The 19082-nt window shown below is 46.4% G+C and carries 13 protein-coding genes and 1 tRNA gene; 8 read left to right on the top strand and 6 right to left on the bottom strand.

From position 1 onward, the window contains the following. Window positions 1-12: 12 nt before the first annotated feature. On the bottom strand, window positions 13-153 hold the full coding sequence (locus tag QZ938_RS12630) for a hypothetical protein (RefSeq protein ID WP_293148897.1): 141 nt from the start codon (window positions 151-153) through the stop codon (window positions 13-15). A gap of 220 nt (window positions 154-373) precedes the next feature. Here QZ938_RS12630 and QZ938_RS12625 point away from each other — a divergent pair. The 4 genes from QZ938_RS12625 to QZ938_RS12610 all read left to right on the top strand — a co-directional run bounded on the left by QZ938_RS12625 (window position 374) and on the right by QZ938_RS12610 (window position 4448). Then, window positions 374-445, top strand: a tRNA-Gly gene (locus QZ938_RS12625). Between the two features lie 675 nt (window positions 446-1120). Beyond that, on the top strand, window positions 1121-1525 hold the full coding sequence (locus QZ938_RS12620; protein ID WP_293148896.1) for a hypothetical protein: 405 nt from the start codon (window positions 1121-1123) through the stop codon (window positions 1523-1525). A 4-nt stretch (window positions 1526-1529) separates the two neighbouring features. Beyond that, entirely contained in the window at window positions 1530-2795 is a 1266-nt protein-coding gene (locus QZ938_RS12615) for a glutamate-5-semialdehyde dehydrogenase (RefSeq protein ID WP_293148895.1), read from the top strand. A gap of 540 nt (window positions 2796-3335) precedes the next feature. Next, on the top strand, window positions 3336-4448 hold the full coding sequence (locus QZ938_RS12610; RefSeq protein WP_363318826.1) for a fatty acid desaturase: 1113 nt from the start codon (window positions 3336-3338) through the stop codon (window positions 4446-4448). 673 nt (window positions 4449-5121) lie between these two features. On the opposite strand, the gene QZ938_RS12605 is transcribed toward QZ938_RS12610, so the two are convergent. After that, window positions 5122-6825 carry a lipoxygenase family protein gene (locus QZ938_RS12605; protein ID WP_293351724.1) on the bottom strand — a complete coding sequence of 568 codons (1704 nt, stop codon included), beginning with the start codon at window positions 6823-6825 and terminating at the stop codon, window positions 5122-5124. A gap of 82 nt (window positions 6826-6907) precedes the next feature. After that, a complete protein-coding gene (gene iscB / locus QZ938_RS12600; protein WP_293351722.1) occupies window positions 6908-8179 on the bottom strand; it encodes an RNA-guided endonuclease IscB in 1272 nt (423 codons plus the stop codon). 610 nt (window positions 8180-8789) lie between these two features. On the opposite strand from iscB, the gene QZ938_RS12595 reads away from it, so the two are divergent. Together QZ938_RS12595 and QZ938_RS12590 are read left to right on the top strand one after the other, a co-directional pair. Further along, window positions 8790-9836, top strand: a complete 1047-nt coding sequence (locus tag QZ938_RS12595) for a site-specific DNA-methyltransferase (protein WP_293148892.1) — start codon at window positions 8790-8792, stop codon at window positions 9834-9836. Continuing rightward, a complete protein-coding gene (locus QZ938_RS12590) occupies window positions 9833-10564 on the top strand; it encodes a PaeR7I family type II restriction endonuclease (protein ID WP_293342633.1) in 732 nt (243 codons plus the stop codon). Before QZ938_RS12595 ends, QZ938_RS12590 begins: the two co-directional genes overlap by 4 nt. 244 nt (window positions 10565-10808) lie before the next feature. Here the strand turns inward: QZ938_RS12590 and QZ938_RS12585 are convergent, their stop codons facing one another. From QZ938_RS12585 to QZ938_RS12575, 3 genes are all read right to left on the bottom strand, one after another. After that, a complete protein-coding gene (locus QZ938_RS12585) occupies window positions 10809-11639 on the bottom strand; it encodes an SWIM zinc finger family protein (protein WP_293148889.1) in 831 nt (276 codons plus the stop codon). A gap of 15 nt (window positions 11640-11654) precedes the next feature. Next, on the bottom strand, window positions 11655-14951 hold the full coding sequence (locus tag QZ938_RS12580) for a DEAD/DEAH box helicase (protein ID WP_293351720.1): 3297 nt from the start codon (window positions 14949-14951) through the stop codon (window positions 11655-11657). Between the two features lie 478 nt (window positions 14952-15429). After that, a complete protein-coding gene (locus QZ938_RS12575) occupies window positions 15430-15936 on the bottom strand; it encodes a hypothetical protein (RefSeq protein WP_293148885.1) in 507 nt (168 codons plus the stop codon). Between the two features lie 287 nt (window positions 15937-16223). On the opposite strand from QZ938_RS12575, the gene serA reads away from it, so the two are divergent. Next, on the top strand, window positions 16224-17807 hold the full coding sequence (gene serA, locus QZ938_RS12570; protein ID WP_293148883.1) for a phosphoglycerate dehydrogenase: 1584 nt from the start codon (window positions 16224-16226) through the stop codon (window positions 17805-17807). 381 nt (window positions 17808-18188) lie between these two features. Next, a complete protein-coding gene (gene prmA, locus QZ938_RS12565; RefSeq protein WP_293351718.1) occupies window positions 18189-19079 on the top strand; it encodes a 50S ribosomal protein L11 methyltransferase in 891 nt (296 codons plus the stop codon). Window positions 19080-19082 lie beyond the last annotated feature (3 nt).

Here is a 19082-nt window from a genome sequence, read left to right as displayed (position 1 = left end):
TTGAGCAGCGTGTTAGCTGAAGGCGTAGGCTGATTGCAGCGCCCACCAGATTAGGATGCCGATGCCGCCACCAATGACGATCGCTGAAATGGCGATCGCGATCGGGCTGTCAGCTCCCTTGAACTTCATGATTCCGCGATTTAAGTCTGACATGAGCAGTGTTCTCCCACAATTGCAGCTTGATTGTAGCTTTGCCCTCGGCGGATCGCGGTCAAAAGCACTGCAATTACTGATTTTTTTAACAATCTACTTGCTGCAATTTCAGGCGGGGTGAGGCATTCGGGTGCGCCCCAGCGAGTTTATGAAAAAAACTTACAAAAAACACTTGACAAATTCCGAGCAGTGAGGCAATATTATTAATACCGCAGCAAATGCGGGTGTAGCTCAGTGGTAGAGCGTCACCTTGCCAAGGTGAATGTCGCGCGTTCGAATCGCGTCACCCGCTTTTAAAAATCAAGAACACCAGGGAGACTAACCCGGAAAGTATAGCGAGAAGATATCGCATATACCCCTAACGGTTGTTGAAAACACCTAGGTTAATGGTAAAATTGATTAGATAACTGGCAAGTCACAATAGCCGATCGGGCGATCGATCGAAACAGGTAGTTAAAAGCCTCGACTGGGCAGAATTGACCGGGAAGCGAGACTCAAGCTCCTGACTTTAGGTATGGGGAAATTCGATAGCGGTTTCAACCGTCTTGAAGATTTCTTTAGGTATTTTTTACAGAGTTAATCAAAAGTTGATGTTATCATCAAAAATATCGAGTAAGAATAACCACCTGCGTGTTGAAACATCCTGAGTTGGGAGCAATCCCTGCAACGGGCATATTCGGCCCATATCCGAAACAGCTCTCATTGCGAATAATGGCAGGATGTTGAGCCTACCGTACCTGTTGGCTAGTGATGGCAGGACGAAATAAAAAAAAACAAAAGTATACGGAATGTTTGAAGAAATTCAAACTGAGTTAGTAGCGGTGGCTTGATAACGCCGAAGACAAGCCCGACTTTGGACTATTCAAGAATCCCCGTCTATGACTCGGGTTCGGGAGTATCACAAGTTTGATTAAATGGATATGTTAACGATTATTTTTGCAAAAACGCTTTTTTTATCCGATCGCTCGTGCCATCTCAAAAAGCTCCCAAAATTGACTTAAACGATGAGTACCCGTGCCCTTGCCGGCGCCGCGGCCGTCTCGTACCCATAACGCTGACAGAAGCCTTTGGCTGCAACCGCTGTCAGCAAATATTTGTATTGGAGGAAAACGGACACGTCATCGAGCAACTATCAACGAACTATCCTTACAAGCAGGCTTGGCGGTGGACAGGCAACCAGTGGCACAGAGCACATCCGGGTTTGAAGGCGCACTACTTGCCCCTAGCCCTGGGGATGATTTTGGTGCCGCTATTGATTTGGCTGCCCCTGGCGCTGCACTCACCGGGCCCGAATATTATTCTGTGGGCAATGGTCGCTGTGCTGTTAGCAATGCTGCCGGCGCTGATGGTATGGCTGGCTTACAGGCGTTAGTTAAATGATAATAGAGGATTTTAGTCATTCATCAGAGGGGGCCAATGTCGCCCGCCGCGCTTATCAGGCTTCTTTGGAATTGGCGGCAACCAAAAGTACGGATCGCGCTGCTGCTTTGCAGGCAATGGCGATCGCACTCAAACGCCGACAAAATGACATTTTAGAAGCCAATACTCTGGATCTAGAAGCGAGTCGCGACATGGCGATTCCCGACTTGATTGTGGACTGGCTGAAGCTGACGCCGGAACGGATCAAGACAACTGTCCAAATTTTGCAACGGTTGGGGGAAATGCCCGATCCAATTGGCAGGGTGATCAATGCTTCTTATCAAGTCGATCGCTGTCAGGTGTACTGTCAGTCTCTGCCGCTCGGGGCGATCGCGCTTATTTACGAGGCATTTCCAGAATTCGGCGCGATCGCGGCCGGTTTGTGCCTCAAAAGCGCTAACAGCTTGATTCTCAAAGGTGGCAGCGAAAGCTGGCAAACTAATGCTGTAATTGGTGAAGCTTTGGTTTCGGCGATCGATGAGGTAGGTTTGCCGTCAGGATGTTTGCAGGTATTGCCACCGGATCGGGGCGCTTCGATCCGCGATTTGGTAACTCAAGACCAATATCTCAATTTAATTATTCCCTACGGTAGACCGAGTTTAGTGCAGCAGGTGGTAAGGCTTTGTACGGCACCCGTGTTGCGATCGGCAATGGGCAATTGTTACCTTTATTGGTCGCCGACTGGTAGTTTGGAGATGGCAAGGTGGATGATTTTGGACAGCCATCAAAGTGTGCCCGATCCGGTAAACGCGATCGAGAAAGTATTGATCGATCGCAACCAAAAGCATTCTTCCTTAGTCAGGCTGTGGAACAGTTTAAAAGAAAAAGGCTTTCAAATTACCGCAGATGCGGATCTTGTCGCAGATTTCCCAGACTTGAAGCTGGCGGAACCCTACGAGTGGACTCAACCGTATTTAAACAAAACCATCGCGTTTAAAGTTGTTGATAGTTTGGAAATTGCGATCGGCTGGATTAACCGCTACAGCAGCGGCCACGCTGACGCGATCGCCACTGAATCTTATTTAGAAAGCCGCCAATTTGCTCTGGATGTTAACAGCGCCTCAACTTTTATTAATGCCTCGCCTCGGTTTTGGCGCTATCAAAATCGGGGAGATGCAATTTTTCTGGGAATGTCCAACCAAAAAGGCTATCGTCGGGGATTGATCGGGCTAGATACGCTGACAACAATTAAAGAAATTGTTCAAGGTAACGGAGAATTTTAGCTGAGTTATCTTTGGCAGTTTGGCTGTTGAATTTATACCAATTATAAAAAATATTGCTACTACCAAAATTAGAGCATTTCATCTTTATGCCAACGGCACAGTAGGGTGTCTAGCCGGAGTTATGCAAATGACAGATAATTTATCGACAATCAATAATAATTGGTATCAATATTTTTTTAAATAGGTATTAATTTAAGTATATATAGCGGTTATCAGAAAGATTCGCGGACGTTGTTGGGATGCGAGCCCTCTGAGTTTACTGGTTTTGCAAACTGTCTGTTATACCTCATCTTTTTGAGAAAGGCTATAGCCGTTCTCAGAAAGATGAGGTACTCATGGCATTGGGCGAAGCGAAGCGGAGAGATTGAACATTTTTTGACCCAAATATGATTTTAAAATTGTCTGTCTCGCACATATAAACATCATCACAAAATGATTTAATGAAACCAATTTTTCGGCAAATATGATATACTAATAAATGTCAAAAAAACAATCTGACTAACATTTTGGTGTGATTAGCAAACAATGAATTCAGAAAAAATGCTCATTTCTTTAGACGAGACAGTCGATCGCGAAACGCTAATTCACCAATCGGCTTATGTTAAAAAATTGCGTCCGCTACTGCCACCAAATGCCTTTGAACCAGATCCTAGCAAATTAACAATCCTGTTAATCAATCTGGGAATTTTATTGCTGGGATGGGGAATTGCCGACTACCTCGATCGCTGGCCTGTCTACCTTTTAGGGCTTTACTTGCCTTTGGCTGCGATTATGGGCAATAGTATCATAGTTTTGCTATTTAGCTCCCACGATCTGATGCACGGCAGCGTTCAGAAAAAATCCCGGCTGACTTATGCGATCGCCTTTTTAGGCCTAAGTATGCTATTGATGCCACCTACTCAGTGGAAATCGCTGCACAACCTCGTACACCACAGTACCACCAATTCCTTAGCAGACCCCGATCGCAATTACCTGTTCCAGCAACCGGATACTTGGGGAAAATGGATTCAAAATCTATTTGTACCGTCGGTGGAAGTCAATCCCCTGTGGTTCATTGTAGGCATGGCTGGATCGTGGTTGGTGCATAACTTCCGCAACGTGTCATCGGTATTGTTATTCAACGATAAATCTGTGGATTACGTGCCCGCTGCGTTTACCGTTAGTCCGAAAGATCGATTGACGATCGCCCTGGAATGTCTCGGAATTTTGGGAATTCATCTGGGCGTCTTGTTTTACCTAGATTTTAACCCGATTAAAGTTATTCTGGCATACATTTTGCCGATCGCACTGGGTCACGCAGGCACAATGTTTTACATCTATACCAACCACATGGGTTGCCGGATGACCAACATTAATGACCCGCTGATCAATACTACTTCCCTGCGGGTTCCTAAAATATTTGACCTGCTGCACTTAAATTTCTCTTACCATACAGAACACCACATTTTCCCTAGCATTAACTCCAACTATTACCCGATGGTGCAAGAGTTGTTAAACGTTCACTATCCCAATCGAATGAATTTAATCGATGCTGGGGAAGCTTGGCGGTTGCTGATGGAAACGCCCCGGCATTATAAAGATGAAGTTACCTTCACTGATTCCTTAGGAAAAATGTCCGTTAATTGCAGTATTCTCGAAGAATATAAGGGCTAATTTAACCATGTCAAAAATCCGTAGGTATGCACTGCACACCTACGGATTTTTGACAGTTATATAATGTCGTAAGATTGGTTTTATAGTGCAATACGGTTGACTTACAGCTTTTTGATGAATTTAGGAATGAGAATTAAATAACTTACAATTTAATGGTTCGTGGGATGGGCGTCCCGCCCGTCCCGGAAAGACGGGCGGGACGCCCATCCCACTTTCTTTGTGTAAATTATTTAATTTGCGATCCTTACGAGCGCGATTTTATAGGAATACAGGCATTTTTACCAAATCTGATTGGTCTTAAGTCAACTATATTGGTTCTCAGAAAGATTCGCGGATGTTGTTGGGCTTGGGCCCTATACGTTCAAGCGGTTATGTAAGCTGTCAGTCATACCTCACCTTTTTGAGAAACGCTATATATTGGTTGATAGTGAGGACTCAGAGTTCAAACTTATGGATGCGGACTTTGGGGCGAACGACAATACAAACCTGTTTGATTCCGGGCAAAGCGTTGTGCAGGGAATTGACTGGGATAATAGACATCTCCCAAAAAGACAGTCTTGAACAGGCAGGATGTCTGTTTCACAGTATTATGGGAGATGTCTATTATTATTTGAGCTTGAATCGCCTGAAAAATCACTGAATTTTAGCAGCGATTTTTCACGCGAATTGGGTATTAGATGCTGATGCTATTGATCACTAAAGAAGGTTTGAGAGCAATATATGGCACTAATCGCTTTTTATTGTTCTGATCTATCTTCTGTTCTGCCACATTCAAATCTTGCTGGAACTGTTTGACTAACTGTTGGATCGGAGTACCTTCAAAAACTTCGTCGAAGGTGGCACGATAGAGTTCTCGGAAAGATTTATCGTAATAACCCAAGCGGTCATATTTATAAGCTGACAGAGTAAACAAAATTTGCAGTTGTTCTGCCGTTTTTTTGTAGGGCGGAAGCAACTGTAAAATTTTCATTTCCGTAATTACTTCGGGAATCTCTGACTTGTTAATTGCCGGAATATCGCGGTAGGCAGCCAAAGGCATATTGGCAGCAAAACTCATGTATTGATGCTGGGTATAATTCACAGCAGAATGCTGGGGCCCGCAGGTAAAAATCACGGTTGTGACAATATCAATCAATTGTTGAACATCCTCAATGCGCTGTGGCATTCCTTTGACTTTACCTCCTGTCTGGGAGGATAATTCTTGGGCCCAGCGTTGCAGTTCGGTATCATCGGTAAGTTTCTGCTTTGTCGGGTAAAAGTATTTGAGATAGCCGGAGACAAAGGTTTTAATCGCGTTCCACAGCAGCAATCCATCATCTCGGTAAGGGTAGTGAGGTAGTTGAGTTGTGTTGTCCATTCCGCGATTTTTTAGTTCCGTTGGGAAGGCAAATTGATCCAGACTCCAGTTAGTGCAGGCTTCTCTACCGATCTCTATTGTCTCTGGCAAGGTTCCTGCCAGCAACTCATCGACGGGGCCTCCAGGGGCGATCAACTGGGCGCGTGCGAGATTGTTGTTGGTCAACATGAAGCGAAAGTGCGGTTTGAGCAATAAGCTGAGGGGATGATTTTCGGCTAACTGTCGCGCTGTGACGATCGCAATTGGTTCCATAACTAGATGGGTTCGACCTAAATGCGAACTCATTTCGTGGTGATTGGCATCTGCTACTTGCACGCAGAGTTTGGCAAATAACCAATTGAGTGGCGGATCTGACGGCGTGTAGACACGGCTGCCCGGTTTGGGGTCTAGTTGGATCGCAATGGGTACCAGTTCACCGCGATCGCGCACTCCAGTCCACCGCCAAGCGAAGAAAGCACGGGGTTTCGGCAAGTATTTCCTGCCCTTTTCGTAGGTGCCTCCTTGAATTCGAGAAGGTGCGCGATAGTTTGGATCCGTACCTGTGTAGTCGGCAATATAAATACTTTTTTCCCGTAACAGTCTGGCAAGTTCCAATAATGGCTGCTTGCTGTCGAGTTTTGTGACGATTTCTGCCCGGGGGTCGGTGGCACTTAAGAGACGAAGTACCATCGGATTTGCCCCAGACAACCGCTGTTCGGCAAAAGAGCGATCGGTTTGGTAAGTCTTTGCAACTTGAGGCAGTCGGATCACGGGAAAGAAGTCTTCATAGTCTTGGAGTTCGTCGAGAGGATCTAGAAAAGATCTCGCCCGGACTGCCAACATATTTACAGGAAGTTCAGAGGTTGCTAATATCCGTTCTCCAATATAATCGCTCGAAAAATTCTCGATCGCTGGTACGGTTTTCAATAATGCCAAAGGCGATAAACTGTTATAGTCAAATTGGTAATCTTGTTGCTGGCGATTTAAGTAATCGCTACGCTGTTGTTTGTTCGCATCGTCTTGAGGAAGGGAAGGTTTCATAAAAAAGTCCGGTAAGTGGGAAACTCAGTGGCTTCAGAGAAAGAGAGGGAAACGACCCGGCGGTTTCAACCGCCTTGAATCTTTAAAATGTGTAACCATAACCATCTTTGTGATGAACTGTTTGGCAGTATTTGTAACTAATCCCTTGCACCAATTCTGATGCCGAGATGTTGAATGAACCCGTCGTTCTAACTGCAACTCGACCAATATATTCACCTATTTTCTTGCCACTGGTGACGACTGCTTTTACAATGTCGCCAGTTTGAAAACCTCTAACAAACTTACTTCTCGGAACGTACCGAGACGGAAAGCCAAATTTGTCCGTGCGACACATTTGACGAGTTCCGTGTCCTGTCGCCTTGATTAGCAGTGGCTTACTTGTTAGTACAGACAAGGATTCAATTTGACCCACACAGGCAGCGTCAAGCCAATGGCTTTTGGGTAGTTGTAGTCGAGTACGATTGAACTTGGTCAGTCCACCTGAACCAGTTAAAACAGGCAACCCCGTTTCTTTCAGTCGTGAGAGCAACGCCCATCGAGTCGAATTTACAGCAGTAGCGTCCTTGAGGGGACGCTTAGCCTGGGTGAGAATGTGCTTCAAGATGTCAGGTTTCTTGGCTAAGAATTGTTGAACATCCTGAGTTCCTTTTTTGAGGTTGCACGCTTGACAAGCTAGGCATAGATTAGAAATTCGGTTGCTGCCACCTTTGGCTTTGGGATAAATATGCTCTACCTGTAAAGGTATATTTTCGACATTACAGTAAGCGCACTTTCTGTCCCATTTATTCAATAAATATTCCCGAACTTCGTAGCCAGCTAATTCCCCTTGTTGATATTCAATGCCTGAGATTTCAGGGTTTTCTAATTGCTGTAAATCAAACTTGACAAGTTCTTGAAAAATCAAACCGATAGGTGCAAGCCTGCGTAATTTGTTTACCCAAGTTAGGGTTGTTTCTACCCGGTGCTGCAAGGATGGTGCTAACCAACCTTTTTTGCGGGTACGGTTTAAGAACTTTGCTTGGCGGTAACGAGTATGACGGTTTCTGCGTGAACGACGTAGTGAACGACGAGAGCCAAGACTTGCTGCGATCGATTGACCGCGATGGGTTAACTCTGCACCAAAAATCACTTTTTCGCCCTGCAATAAAGCGATACCAGTAGTTTTGGAGCCTGGATCTAATTTGAGAGTAATTAATTCAGGGGTTGCTATCACCGCCTTTTTGAGAATAATGGTAAACGGATATCGCCTGAAAACAGTCGCTTTACCAACGGTTAACAACTTATGAGCCATTGACGGCTTGCAAGGTGTGAGTGGTTTTTTGTTTGTATCAAGTACGAAAATAAAATTGGACATTGTTGTGTCCCTCCACTTGCGTGTAATGTTCGCTTCGACCTGGTTATAAAGGCTTGTTAGACCTGCAACACTGTTTCAGTGACTTTAAAACTGTTTAATTGCAGATGACAGAGCGGAAAACTAGCGTCGCATTCACCGGTGTCGTGACCTAAATAACGTTTCCTCGTTTGAGGGGTCTGGTCAATACAGCTTGCAATTTCTTACAAGCTCAGTGGCGTTGACTCCCTGAGTTACTGACGATTTTTACCATTTATCAAATTTCACCCTTGTTTTTTAGTAACATATAGGTAAAAATTACTATAAAACGAGGATGGGATGAACTAAGTTTTGTGACGGTATAAGAGAACTTGATACAATCATAGTTCGCCGATAGGTAATGGCGTTCCGGACAGTTTCGACTTATGTTGCTGGTATCAGTCGCAGATCTTTAAGCACGGGGATTTGGAGATGCTCAGCCAAGCTTCGTCCCCAGTTCAAAGCCATAGACCAAAGCGAAAGTTATCCTAATTCAAATAATTTTTGCAACAGTAGGTTTGGTTTGTATTCAGGATATAATAATTTTTATTGCTGGTAAAGCTGATATGATGAACGTGATTATTCGACCAAATGTATGAAGTCTTCGAGTTTAAGCAAGGTTAATATTTCAACGCGGTTTCGGTCTCGCGAATCAGCCGAACCGTTGAAACAAGCGCTACAGGATCGAAGCCTTGTACCCGAGGAAGCAGCGGCATTACTAGCAGCAGACGAACAGCGCGCCATTCCTGCTATTAGTAAAAATGCAGCGTTGATCGAGGAAATTCAGCATCGGGTGCAAAGCTTGCCATCTTTCCATTCTCTGCTACAGGGCGATAGCCGAAATTTGACAGATATTCCCGATGAAAGCGTGCATCTGGTAGTCACATCGCCCCCGTACTGGAATTTAAAAGAATATCTTAAAAACCCAAACCAGCTTGGGGAAATAGCAGACTACGAACAGTTTTTGCAAGAGATCGATCGAGTATGGCAGCAAATATGGCGTGTTTTAGTCCCCGGCGGACGGCTGGTGATTGTGGTGGGCGATGTCTGTGTTGCGCGCCGGCGGTTTGGCAGGCACATGGTATTTCCCCTGCACGCGAGTATTCAGGAACACTGTCGCCATTTGGGATTTGATAACCTCGCACCGATTATCTGGTACAAAATCGCCAATGCTTCTCTAGAAGCAGCAGGAAACGGCACCAGTTTTCTCGGCAAACCTTACGAGCCCGGAGGCGTCATCAAAAACGACATCGAATTTATCCTGATGCAGCGCAAACCGGGCGGCTACCGCAGTCCCAGCCTGACAGCACGAGTATTGTCCGTGATACCGGAAACTCTTCACCGACAGTGGTTTCAACAAATTTGGCAGGATATCAAAGGCGCTTCCACCAAGCAACACCCCGCCCCGTATCCTTTGGAACTAGCAGAAAGGCTGGTGCGGATGTTTTCTTTTGCTGGGGACACGGTACTTGACCCATTTATGGGGACAGGAACAACCTGCGTCGCCGCCGCCAACTGGGGGCGCAACAGTATCGGGGTAGATGTTGAGCCAACTTACCATCAGCTAGCGCTGAAACGGATGCAGGAGACGTATGGCTTGCGCGTAGTCTATGACGGATTGATGGGGGAGGTTGCTCAATGACTGGACAGACACCCATTATCCCCAATGATGTGTTCCAGGAAGCGGTGCAGGGTTTCTGGGATACCCGCATCGCCCAGGCACAAGCCCAGGTGCTAGCTGGCAAGGTTGACCAAGGGAACCGCAGTGCGGTGACAGGCGGCAAGCAGATGGACGGTTTCATCCTGACGCTGACTAATTTCTTGCTGGCTGCAGGTGTGCCTCAAAACCATATCCACGTTAAAAAAAGCCTAACCGTTATACCGGGGTTCTTTCGCCCGACGAAGATGTACGACTTTTTGGTGGTAAACCCTCAAAAACGGCAACTCAAAGTAGTCATCGAGTTGAAGAGCCAGGTTGGCAGCTTTGGCAACAACTTCAACAACCGCACAGAAGAAGCGATGGGGGCTGCTCTCGACATCTGGACAGCTTACCGGGAAGGGGTGTTTGGCGCAGCACCTCCGCCACCGTGGTTGGGATATCTGTTTGTTTTGGAAGACTGTCCTGCCTCGCACACCCCGGTACAGGTTGCTGAACCGCATTTCACGGTTCTGCCAGAGTTTAGAGGGGCCAGCTATGCTAAACGCTATGAACTGTTTTGTCAGAAGATGGTGCGGGAAAGGCATTTCACGGCTGCTTGCTTTTTAGTGACCGATCGCAAACAGGCTGCACAAAATCCCAACTATACGGAGCCATGTTCAGACTTGTCGGCTGCCAATTTTTTGCAGCAACTTATCCGGCACGCGCTCTAAATTAGGTAACAGATTTTGGCGCTGCTGAACAGGAGTATGAATGTACATTTTTTAGTTGTTGCCGAAAACAAACTTTTTGCGCCTTTGAGTCTTTGTGTAGAAGTTAATTCATATCTTTTCCGATCGATTACCTTAACAAAAATGGTTCGTAGTGCGGACTTCAGTCCGCTCTTAAAATGCGGACTGAAGTCCGCACTACGAACCTTGCTTATTGCGGTACCGGACATGATGTTAATCAGCAATCCTACAGTTTATTCTTCGTTTTCACCCGCATATACAGCTCTTCCATCGCCTCAATAAACGAACCATCCTTCTGCCAAAACGGCGGAAAATCTCCCTGTTTCTTCACCACGATCGCACTTACGCCACTTTGTACGCCCACCTCAATCGTCTGTGGCAACCGCTTCGCACCGTGCCAAAACTCTCTCAGGCTGACGGTTGGCGCCTCATTGGCGATCGCCTGCGTGTAATAGGAATCCACCGCCACAGGCTCGACTGAATCCGCCGTTAACTCGGCAGAAAGTGCCAAGCCCAAGGGCGTTTTTGCTAATTCGCGGTGCAGCACTTCCTTAGAAAGTCCGCGCAATTCAAACAACAAAAATGGATCTTTGTCCAATTCGGCGGCCACCAGATAATAGACTCCCGCAATATGTTTGCAGGGATTGCTATAGTCTGGGCAAGAGCAAGTGGTTTTAAAGTCCTCGCGGCTGCTGGGTAACAGGTGCAATCCGAGGGGTGAAAAAGCGTTTTCAATGTTGTCGGGCATTTCGTTGAGCAGCAGGCGGGAAATGAAGCTGGCTTTTGATGCCATTTGGGCGATCGCCACTTGCCACTTTGCCTGACTAATCGGCTCAAACTCAATTTTAGTTTTGTACAGCGGCTCCTTATAAACTCCAAAATAAGGATTCACCGAACCCCTGACTTCTGCCATCACTAAGCCATCATTCATTTTAAAGCTCTTTACCTTACCATTCCGTGCATAGGAACGTCCCCGCCCGAGACGCCCAGAATCGGTAAATCTTTCCAGCGCCTCGATAAATTTGTTGCCCCACCAAGTCCGAGTAAATTGTGGCATATTTTTGATTTTCTCCTAATCTAAAACTGCATTTTTATTGAGCCTAATTAAATTCTTAAATGCCTCATTATCCAACTCTGTCAACCAGGATTCATCAGCACCAATAATTGAGCCTGCCAATTTCTTTTTGTCCTCAATCATTTGGTCAATCTTTTCTTCCAAAGTGCCAATTGCCACAAACTTATGCACAAACACATTTTTTTCCTGTCCGATCCGAAACGCCCGATCCGTCGCCTGATCTTCCACCGCCGGATTCCACCAGCGATCGAAATGGAATACATGATTGGCTTTTGTTAGGGTAATTCCCACACCGCCGGCTTTCAGTGATAGAATAAATACCGAAGGTTCTGATTCTGGATCTTGGAACTCTGAAATCATCCGTTCCCGTTTTTCGCGACTGGTTCCGCCGTGGATGTAATAAGTGTTGTAATGTAGGGTTTGTTTGATGTATTTTTCTAGCGCGCTTCCCAATTCTGTAAACTGCGTAAATACCAATAAACTTTCACCTTCAGCTTTGACTTCCTCAATCATTTCGATCAGCCGTTCCAGTTTGTGCGATCGCTCTGGTGTAAACTCACTTTCATCCTGCAAAAACTGGCGCGGATGGTTGCAAATTTGCTTTAACTTCAGCAGCGTCGCCAAAATCATCCCCTTGCGCTTCATGCCTTCTGCGGCGTCTATTTCTTCCTCTATCTCTTTGACAATGGCTTCATAAAGCGAAGCTTGCTCGCGGGTGAGATTGCAGTAGAGCTTTTGCTCAACTTTGTCGGGGAGATCCTGAATAATGGACTTATCGGTTTTCAGACGGCGCAGGATAAAAGGTTCTACTAATTTTTTGAGCGCGAGTGATTGTGTGCGACTACCATGTTTTTGAATCGGTAATTCAAACAACTTCCGAAACTGCGCCTCTTTTCCCAAATATCCGGGATTGAGGAAGTTAAAAATTGACCATAAATCCAACAATCGATTTTCTACAGGTGTTCCAGTCAATGCTAGTCGATGGGTAGCGGGTAACTTTAAAATCGCCTTGGTTTGCGCGGCTTTCGGATTTTTAATATTCTGGGCTTCATCAATTACCACGCGATGCCACGCTATGCTGCTCAACAGCTTCTCATCTTTTCGCGCCAAGGTAAAGGAAGTAATCAACATATCACAATCTTGGACGGCAGCTTTAAATGCTTTGGCATCTTGCAAACGTTGGGGGCCGTGGTGAATCAGCGATCGCAATTCTGGAGCAAATTTTTCCATTTCCTTTTGCCAGTTGCCAACTACGGAGGTTGGCGCAATTAGCAGCGTCGGTAAAATTGCATTTGCTGTCTCTTTTTTTCTCTTCTTTTCCGTTCCTTGTTCCGTCTCTTTGGTAGTAGATAAAACTTCTCTTTCCTGCAACAATCTAGCAATTACCTGCGCCGATTTACCCAAACCCATATCGTCGGCAAGACAGCCATTTAATCCAAGGCTTTCCAAATAGCTCAACCAAGAAACACCGCGCTTTTGATAATCCCGGAGTTTGCCTTGAAAGCTTACTGGATCTGCAATCAACTCTAGCCGACTCTTGTCGTGCAGCTTCTCCAACATATCCGATAAAGCGCGATCGCGCTCCACCTCCAAATCTTCACTAGCTTCTCCTTCTGCCGTCAACTTCATAAAGTCAATCAAGCTGATATCGGGATTCTCTTCGCGATGTTTTTGCCAAAAATTCAGCATCTCCTGCATTTTATCTTTGTCCAGTTCCATCCATTGCCCTCGGAACTGTACCAACGGCGTTTTACTATTAACTAACGCCTGCCATTCTTGTTCGCTAACTCGTTCGCCTCCGATCGCCAATTCATACTGATATTCCACCAAGGAATTTGCCGAAAACAATCCCTTGCCTTTGATTGCAGCGCTTTTACTGCCCTTTCCTTTGACTTGCAGGCGAATCTTCGCCCGCTGCCGTCCCTTCGGCGTCCACCAAGCGGGGACAATCACTTTATATCCGGCATCTTCTAATACCCAAGCGGACTCGCTGAGGAAGGTAAAAGCATCATCTACGTTGAGGGAAATGTTAGCGGGTTTGTCTGTTTCTAGCCCCTGCCAAAGTTGGGGATAAATGCGCGCAGCGTAGCCGAGATTTGTCAGCAGATGTTGTTCAAAGTTGTCGCCGAATTGTGTTTGCAACTGTTTTTGTTGAGTCGATCGCGATCGCCAATAATCCTGCAACGGCACCCGTACAGATGGGTCTTTTTTGGCAGCCACCTGAAACTCTAAAACCCAAGGCTGTTCGGGGTTTTCGGGGGATTGTAATTGAAAGCAGAGGGAGAATGAGTCAGCAGATTGATTGCGCGTAATGCGATCGCGCCAGGTTTGCCATTTCTGGTATTGTTCGAGGCTGACTCGCGCAATTTTTTGTGTTTGGTTAAAGCAGATTTCGAGTAAAGAATCCTCAATCTTCATCTGAAACGATGCTGGGATGGGAGTTTGAGTGACAATTTCTGCGATCGCGCATTCTGAAAAATTACGCAGCAACATTTCGCGATCGTAGAACTTTGGTGTATCTTGTAGCTGGATCTTCCGAAAACCGGACACACAAACTAAAGGCATCCATTCAACATAGCGTTGTAACTCTGTTTCGTACTGTGCTGAGACAATTTCCCATCCCGGATAAATATCAAAGCTGGGTGGAATTTTGGCAGGTGTTTTTGGAGTTTTTGTGGTTGTTTTTGTTTCACCCGCTTTCTTGCGCCCGCGCGTGGCTTTCTGGGCGGGTTCGGATGTTTCGATGGGTGCGATCGCGATCGGAGCAATTTCTCGATAGCGCAACGCCGGAATATAATGATCTTTCAGAATAATTTGCTTAAAAAATTGGGTGTAGTGATACCAAAACAGCAAATCTGAACCAAACTGAACTTCTGCTAAATCGTAGAGGGCCAAAAAATGCAAATCGTTCAATACTTTAGTCAAAGTGTGGGTAGCGATGACTGCACAATCGACTTCCCAATACTCCAACTCAAATGTTTCGGGTAATTCTGTCTCTAAATATCGCGCTAACTCTAAAGATGGTAGCGGCTGGTTATCGGCAGTGGGGAGTAAAAAGTACCGAGGGGCGATCGCGTATTCTAGCCCCATCGCACTTGTATTGCTGGCTGGTGCGAGTTGAATCCCGGCTTCTTTCGTTAGAAACTCTGTTAACTGTGCCGTCTCCAATTGTCGGGGATGAACCTTAGCAGGCTGTTTTTTCCTTTCAGTGGTTTCAACCCAAAGACAAAACGTTCCAGCTTGAACAAAACTCGTTTCTGCTTGAGGAATCCAAGTCCCGTGGAGGATTTTCATAGGTCATACCAAACGCAACCTTTAGGAGACGATCGTATCATGAATTAGCCGAAAAACATCAGACGGCAGCTGAAACCAGGTTTATACAAACGATGTCCCGTCCAAGCGTACTCAAGAAAATAAAGGTATCTATCTGTAAGGTACGTTGTTGGGCTTTAGCCCTGCTGAAATCTGTAAGATACGTTGTTCGGCTTTAGCCCTGCTGAGATCCGTGACAAATAGGAAAGTATGCGCCTAACAAGCCGGATCTCCTGAAGTGCATCTGATTTTGGCAAGGGTTCTCGCATTTCGGCACATAATTTATGAGTAACAATCAGAGATTTACTGCCGAAATGCTTCGCCCCTTAGAGGGCTAAAGCCCAACAACATACTTCATTTTTACGAAAAGAGCGACAATCTGACATATCCGCACATCTCCGCTTAAATTGCATCAATCTTTGATTGATAGATGCCACATTCTGCACGTCTATTTTGGAACTTAACTCTCTATATAACCTTGCATATTTTCCGGTTCAAATTGCTGCAAAATATTAGCAGCTTGATTGGTTAAATCGTCAGTACCTTTAACTGCAATCAAAAATTTGCCCGCATTCAAACGGTTGCGATAGGGCAAAGCATCGCCGCTACCAAAGGCCATTCCTCCCGCACCGCCGACAAAAACGCTGCCCATTCCGGCTGCGATCGCACCTAGCACTCCGCCGATCGCGTGATCGCCAATTTCGCCCGCCCATGCAAAAGTCTTCAACTCTGTCATCAAGCTGAAAGTAACGCCGGCAATAAAGCCAAACGGTATCAGCCAAACAGCCATGAGTTTAGCTTGTTTCTTTGCTTGCTGGTTGGGGTCGATTAAGCCAAATTCATCAGCAGTTTTGTAGCCCCGTCCCAAAATGCTGACTTGCTTCATGGGTAAGCCTTCTTTTTCGAGGGCGCAATAGGCTGCTTCGGCTTGCATTCGATCGGGCAGTACGGCGATAAGATAATTCATCAAAATAATTCCTGATAGTTAGGCTTCAATATCCGGAATTCATTATAGCCTGAAAAGACTTGCTAGCTAAGCAATTGAGCGTTTTTAAGACGATCGCCCAGGACGATCGCCCGCAAAGGTAAAATATTTCAAGCAAAAATGACCGACCTTGACCGAATACGGATACAATTCAAACTGCACAAAGGCAAGCTTGAGCTGAGCTGTTAGATTCTGCTCTAAGTCATAAGTCTCAACTTTGAGCTCGCCAACGCTCGGCCTATTTTTACTATTGCACTCAATTGCTTGCTATGCCTAAAGTTCTAGTATCCGATCCGATCGACCAAGCCGGTATTGACATCCTCTCCCAAGTCGCACAAGTTGACGTGAACACAGGGCTTTCAGCCGAAGAGCTCGTGCGAATTATTCCAGATTACGATGCTTTAATGATCCGTTCTGGCACCCAAGTTACCAAAGAAATCATTGAAGCCGGAAATCTACTAAAAATCATCGGTAGAGCGGGCGTTGGCGTAGATAATGTCGATGTCCCCGCCGCTACCCGCAAAGGAATTGTAGTCGTCAACTCCCCCGAAGGCAACACGATCGCAGCAGCCGAACACGCGATCGCCATGATGCTATCGATGTCCCGCCACATCCCGGAAGCCAACGCCTCCGTCAAAGGCGGTAAATGGGAGCGCAACCGCTTTATCGGCGTAGAAGTTTACAAAAAAACCCTCGGTATCGTCGGTTTGGGCAAAATCGGCTCCCACCTCGCCACCGCAGCCAAAGCAATGGGCATGAAACTGCTCGCTTACGATCCCTTCATCTCTACTGAAAGAGCCGAACAGTTGGGCTGCCGCTTGGTAGAGCTCGAACTGTTGATGCGCGAATCCGACTACATCACCCTGCACATCCCCAAAACGCCGGAAACTCTGCACTTAATTAACGCTGAGGTGCTGTCGAAGATGAAGCCCACGGCCAGGATCATTAACTGCGCCAGAGGTGGCATCATCGACGAAGCAGCCCTCGCAGAAGCTATCAAATCAGGTCAAATCGCCGGTGCAGCGATCGATGTTTACGAACATGAGCCGCTGGAAGCTGATTCTCCATTGCGGAATGTCGGGCAAAACATCGTGCTGACGCCTCACTTGGGAGCTTCTACGGCTGAAGCTCAGGTGAATGTGGCGATCGATGTTGCCGAACAAATTCGTGATGTGTTGTTGGGACTGCCGGCGCGATCGGCTGTTAACATACCAGGAATCTTCCCAGATTCGATCGAAAAACTCAAACCCTACCTGCAACTCGCCGAAACCCTCGGCAACCTCGTCAGCCAGCTAGCCGGAGGCCGAGTCGATTACCTCAACGTCCAACTCCAAGGCGAATTGGCCAGCAACCAAAGCCAGCCCGTAGTCGTCGCCTCTCTCAAAGGCCTGCTCTCCCAAGCCCTGCGAGAGCGCGTTAACTACGTCAACGCCAGCATTGAAGCCAAAGAACGCGGAATTCGCGTCGTGGAAACCAGAGACGCCTCAATCCGCGACTACACAGGCTCTCTGCGCCTCTCGGCAAAGGGAACTCTCGGCGAACACACAGTCACGGGTGCAGTCCTCGGCGAAACCGAAATTCGGATTACCAGCGTTGACGATTTCCCAGTCAACGTTTGCCCGACGCACCATATGCTGTTTACCTTGCACCGCGATATGCCGGGGATTATTGGCAAAATTGGTTCCCAATTGGGCAGTTTTAATGTCAATATTGCCAGTATGCAAGTAGGCCGTAAAATCGTGCGAGGCGATGCAGTGATGGTTTTGAGCCTTGATGACCCTCTGCCAGAGGGTATATTGGCTGAAATTATGAAAGTTCCTGGGATTCGGGATGCTTACACGGTGAATCTTTAAAGGATTTTAGATTTTTTAGGTTCCCCAATCTAAAATCTAAAATCGTTAAACTGTGAATCTTTAAAAAATTTTAGATTTTAGGTTCCCCAATCTAAAATCTAAAATCGTTAAACGGTAACTCTTTAAAAGATTTTAGATTTTTTAGGTTACCAATCTAAAATCTAAAATCTAAAATCTTTAGACGCTAACTCTTTGAAGGATTTGGGGTTTAGATTTTGGATGCAAGGACTGAATAATTGGTAATAAGTGATTGGTCATTGTTAATTGGCAAAAAAGCTGGAATTTTTCTATTAGTCAATCGTCATTTCTCACTCTTCAGTTCCCAGTATCCAGTTCCTGACGGGCGAATCTAAAATCTAAAATCTAAAATCTAAAATAGTCATGGCACATAGCTGGTGGGAAATTAGAATTCTTTGCGATCCGGCGCTGGAAGATATCATCTTTTGGCGCCTGGAACGGTTTAACTGTCGGGGAACTGCCACTCAGATTAAAAGCAATTCCTGCCTGATGTCGGCTTATTTGCCCGAGGAACAAGCGGGATTGTTGGATTTGGCGGCGCTGTCTTTGTGGCTGCGCCAAGATGCTTTGTGTGCGGGTTTGCCCTTGCCTGCGATGCAGTGGGATTTGATAGAAGATGAAGATTGGGGCAGCACTTGGAAGCAGCAGTGGCAGCCTCAAGAAGTGGGCGATCGCTTTTTAATTAATCCGGCTTGGCTGCCCCCACCGACTGATACCGATCGGGTAATCTTGCGTTTAGATCCCGGTGTGGCTTTCGGTACGGGTGCTCACGCTACGACTCAACTCTGTCTGGAGTCGCTGGAAATGCGCCTCGGTTTTGACGACAAAGAATGTATAGTTGCTGATATCGGCTGCGGATCGGGTATTTTGTCGATCGGCGCTGTGTTGTTGGGCGCCACAAAAGTTTATGCTTTGGATACAGATCCTTTGGCAGTGCGATCGACCATCAGCAACCGACAACTCAACCGCGTTAACCCGCAGCAGTTGGTGGCAGAACTCGGAAGTATCGATCGGCTGATCGAAATGACGGGCGGCCCGATCGACGGTTTGATGTGCAACATTTTAGCAGAAGTAATCATTGATTTAATCCCGCAGTTCACCGCCATTAGCAAGCCGAGCACTTGGGCAGTTCTCAGCGGCATTTTACTCGAACAAGCCAAACCAATTGCAGACACTCTCGAACAACACGGCTGGATTGTAGCTACTCTGTGGAAGCGCGAAGATTGGTGCTGTTTTAATATTCGGCGCAGCTAATAA

This window comes from Microcoleus sp. CAWBG27, assembly GCF_020883145.1.
GTDB lineage: Bacteria > Cyanobacteriota > Cyanobacteriia > Cyanobacteriales > Microcoleaceae > Microcoleus.
The sequence above is the reverse complement of the archived record's forward strand: the minus strand, read 5'-3'. Positions and strand labels throughout refer to the sequence as shown.

What these genes read in the sequence shown, in the direction of transcription:
- QZ938_RS12630 (WP_293148897.1), bottom strand. Translation starts at nt 153, where the DNA reads ATGTCAGACTTAAATCGCGGAATCATGAAGTTCAAGGGAGCTGACAGC.
- QZ938_RS12615 (WP_293148895.1), top strand. Translation starts at nt 1,530, where the DNA reads ATGATAATAGAGGATTTTAGTCATTCATCAGAGGGGGCCAATGTCGCC.
- QZ938_RS12610 (WP_363318826.1), top strand. Translation starts at nt 3,336, where the DNA reads ATGCTCATTTCTTTAGACGAGACAGTCGATCGCGAAACGCTAATTCAC.
- QZ938_RS12605 (WP_293351724.1), bottom strand. Translation starts at nt 6,825, where the DNA reads ATGAAACCTTCCCTTCCTCAAGACGATGCGAACAAACAACAGCGTAGC.
- iscB (WP_293351722.1), bottom strand. Translation starts at nt 8,179, where the DNA reads ATGTCCAATTTTATTTTCGTACTTGATACAAACAAAAAACCACTCACA.
- QZ938_RS12595 (WP_293148892.1), top strand. Translation starts at nt 8,790, where the DNA reads ATGAAGTCTTCGAGTTTAAGCAAGGTTAATATTTCAACGCGGTTTCGG.
- QZ938_RS12590 (WP_293342633.1), top strand. Translation starts at nt 9,833, where the DNA reads ATGACTGGACAGACACCCATTATCCCCAATGATGTGTTCCAGGAAGCG.
- QZ938_RS12585 (WP_293148889.1), bottom strand. Translation starts at nt 11,639, where the DNA reads ATGCCACAATTTACTCGGACTTGGTGGGGCAACAAATTTATCGAGGCG.
- QZ938_RS12580 (WP_293351720.1), bottom strand. Translation starts at nt 14,951, where the DNA reads ATGAAAATCCTCCACGGGACTTGGATTCCTCAAGCAGAAACGAGTTTT.
- QZ938_RS12575 (WP_293148885.1), bottom strand. Translation starts at nt 15,936, where the DNA reads ATGAATTATCTTATCGCCGTACTGCCCGATCGAATGCAAGCCGAAGCA.
- serA (WP_293148883.1), top strand. Translation starts at nt 16,224, where the DNA reads ATGCCTAAAGTTCTAGTATCCGATCCGATCGACCAAGCCGGTATTGAC.
- prmA (WP_293351718.1), top strand. Translation starts at nt 18,189, where the DNA reads ATGGCACATAGCTGGTGGGAAATTAGAATTCTTTGCGATCCGGCGCTG.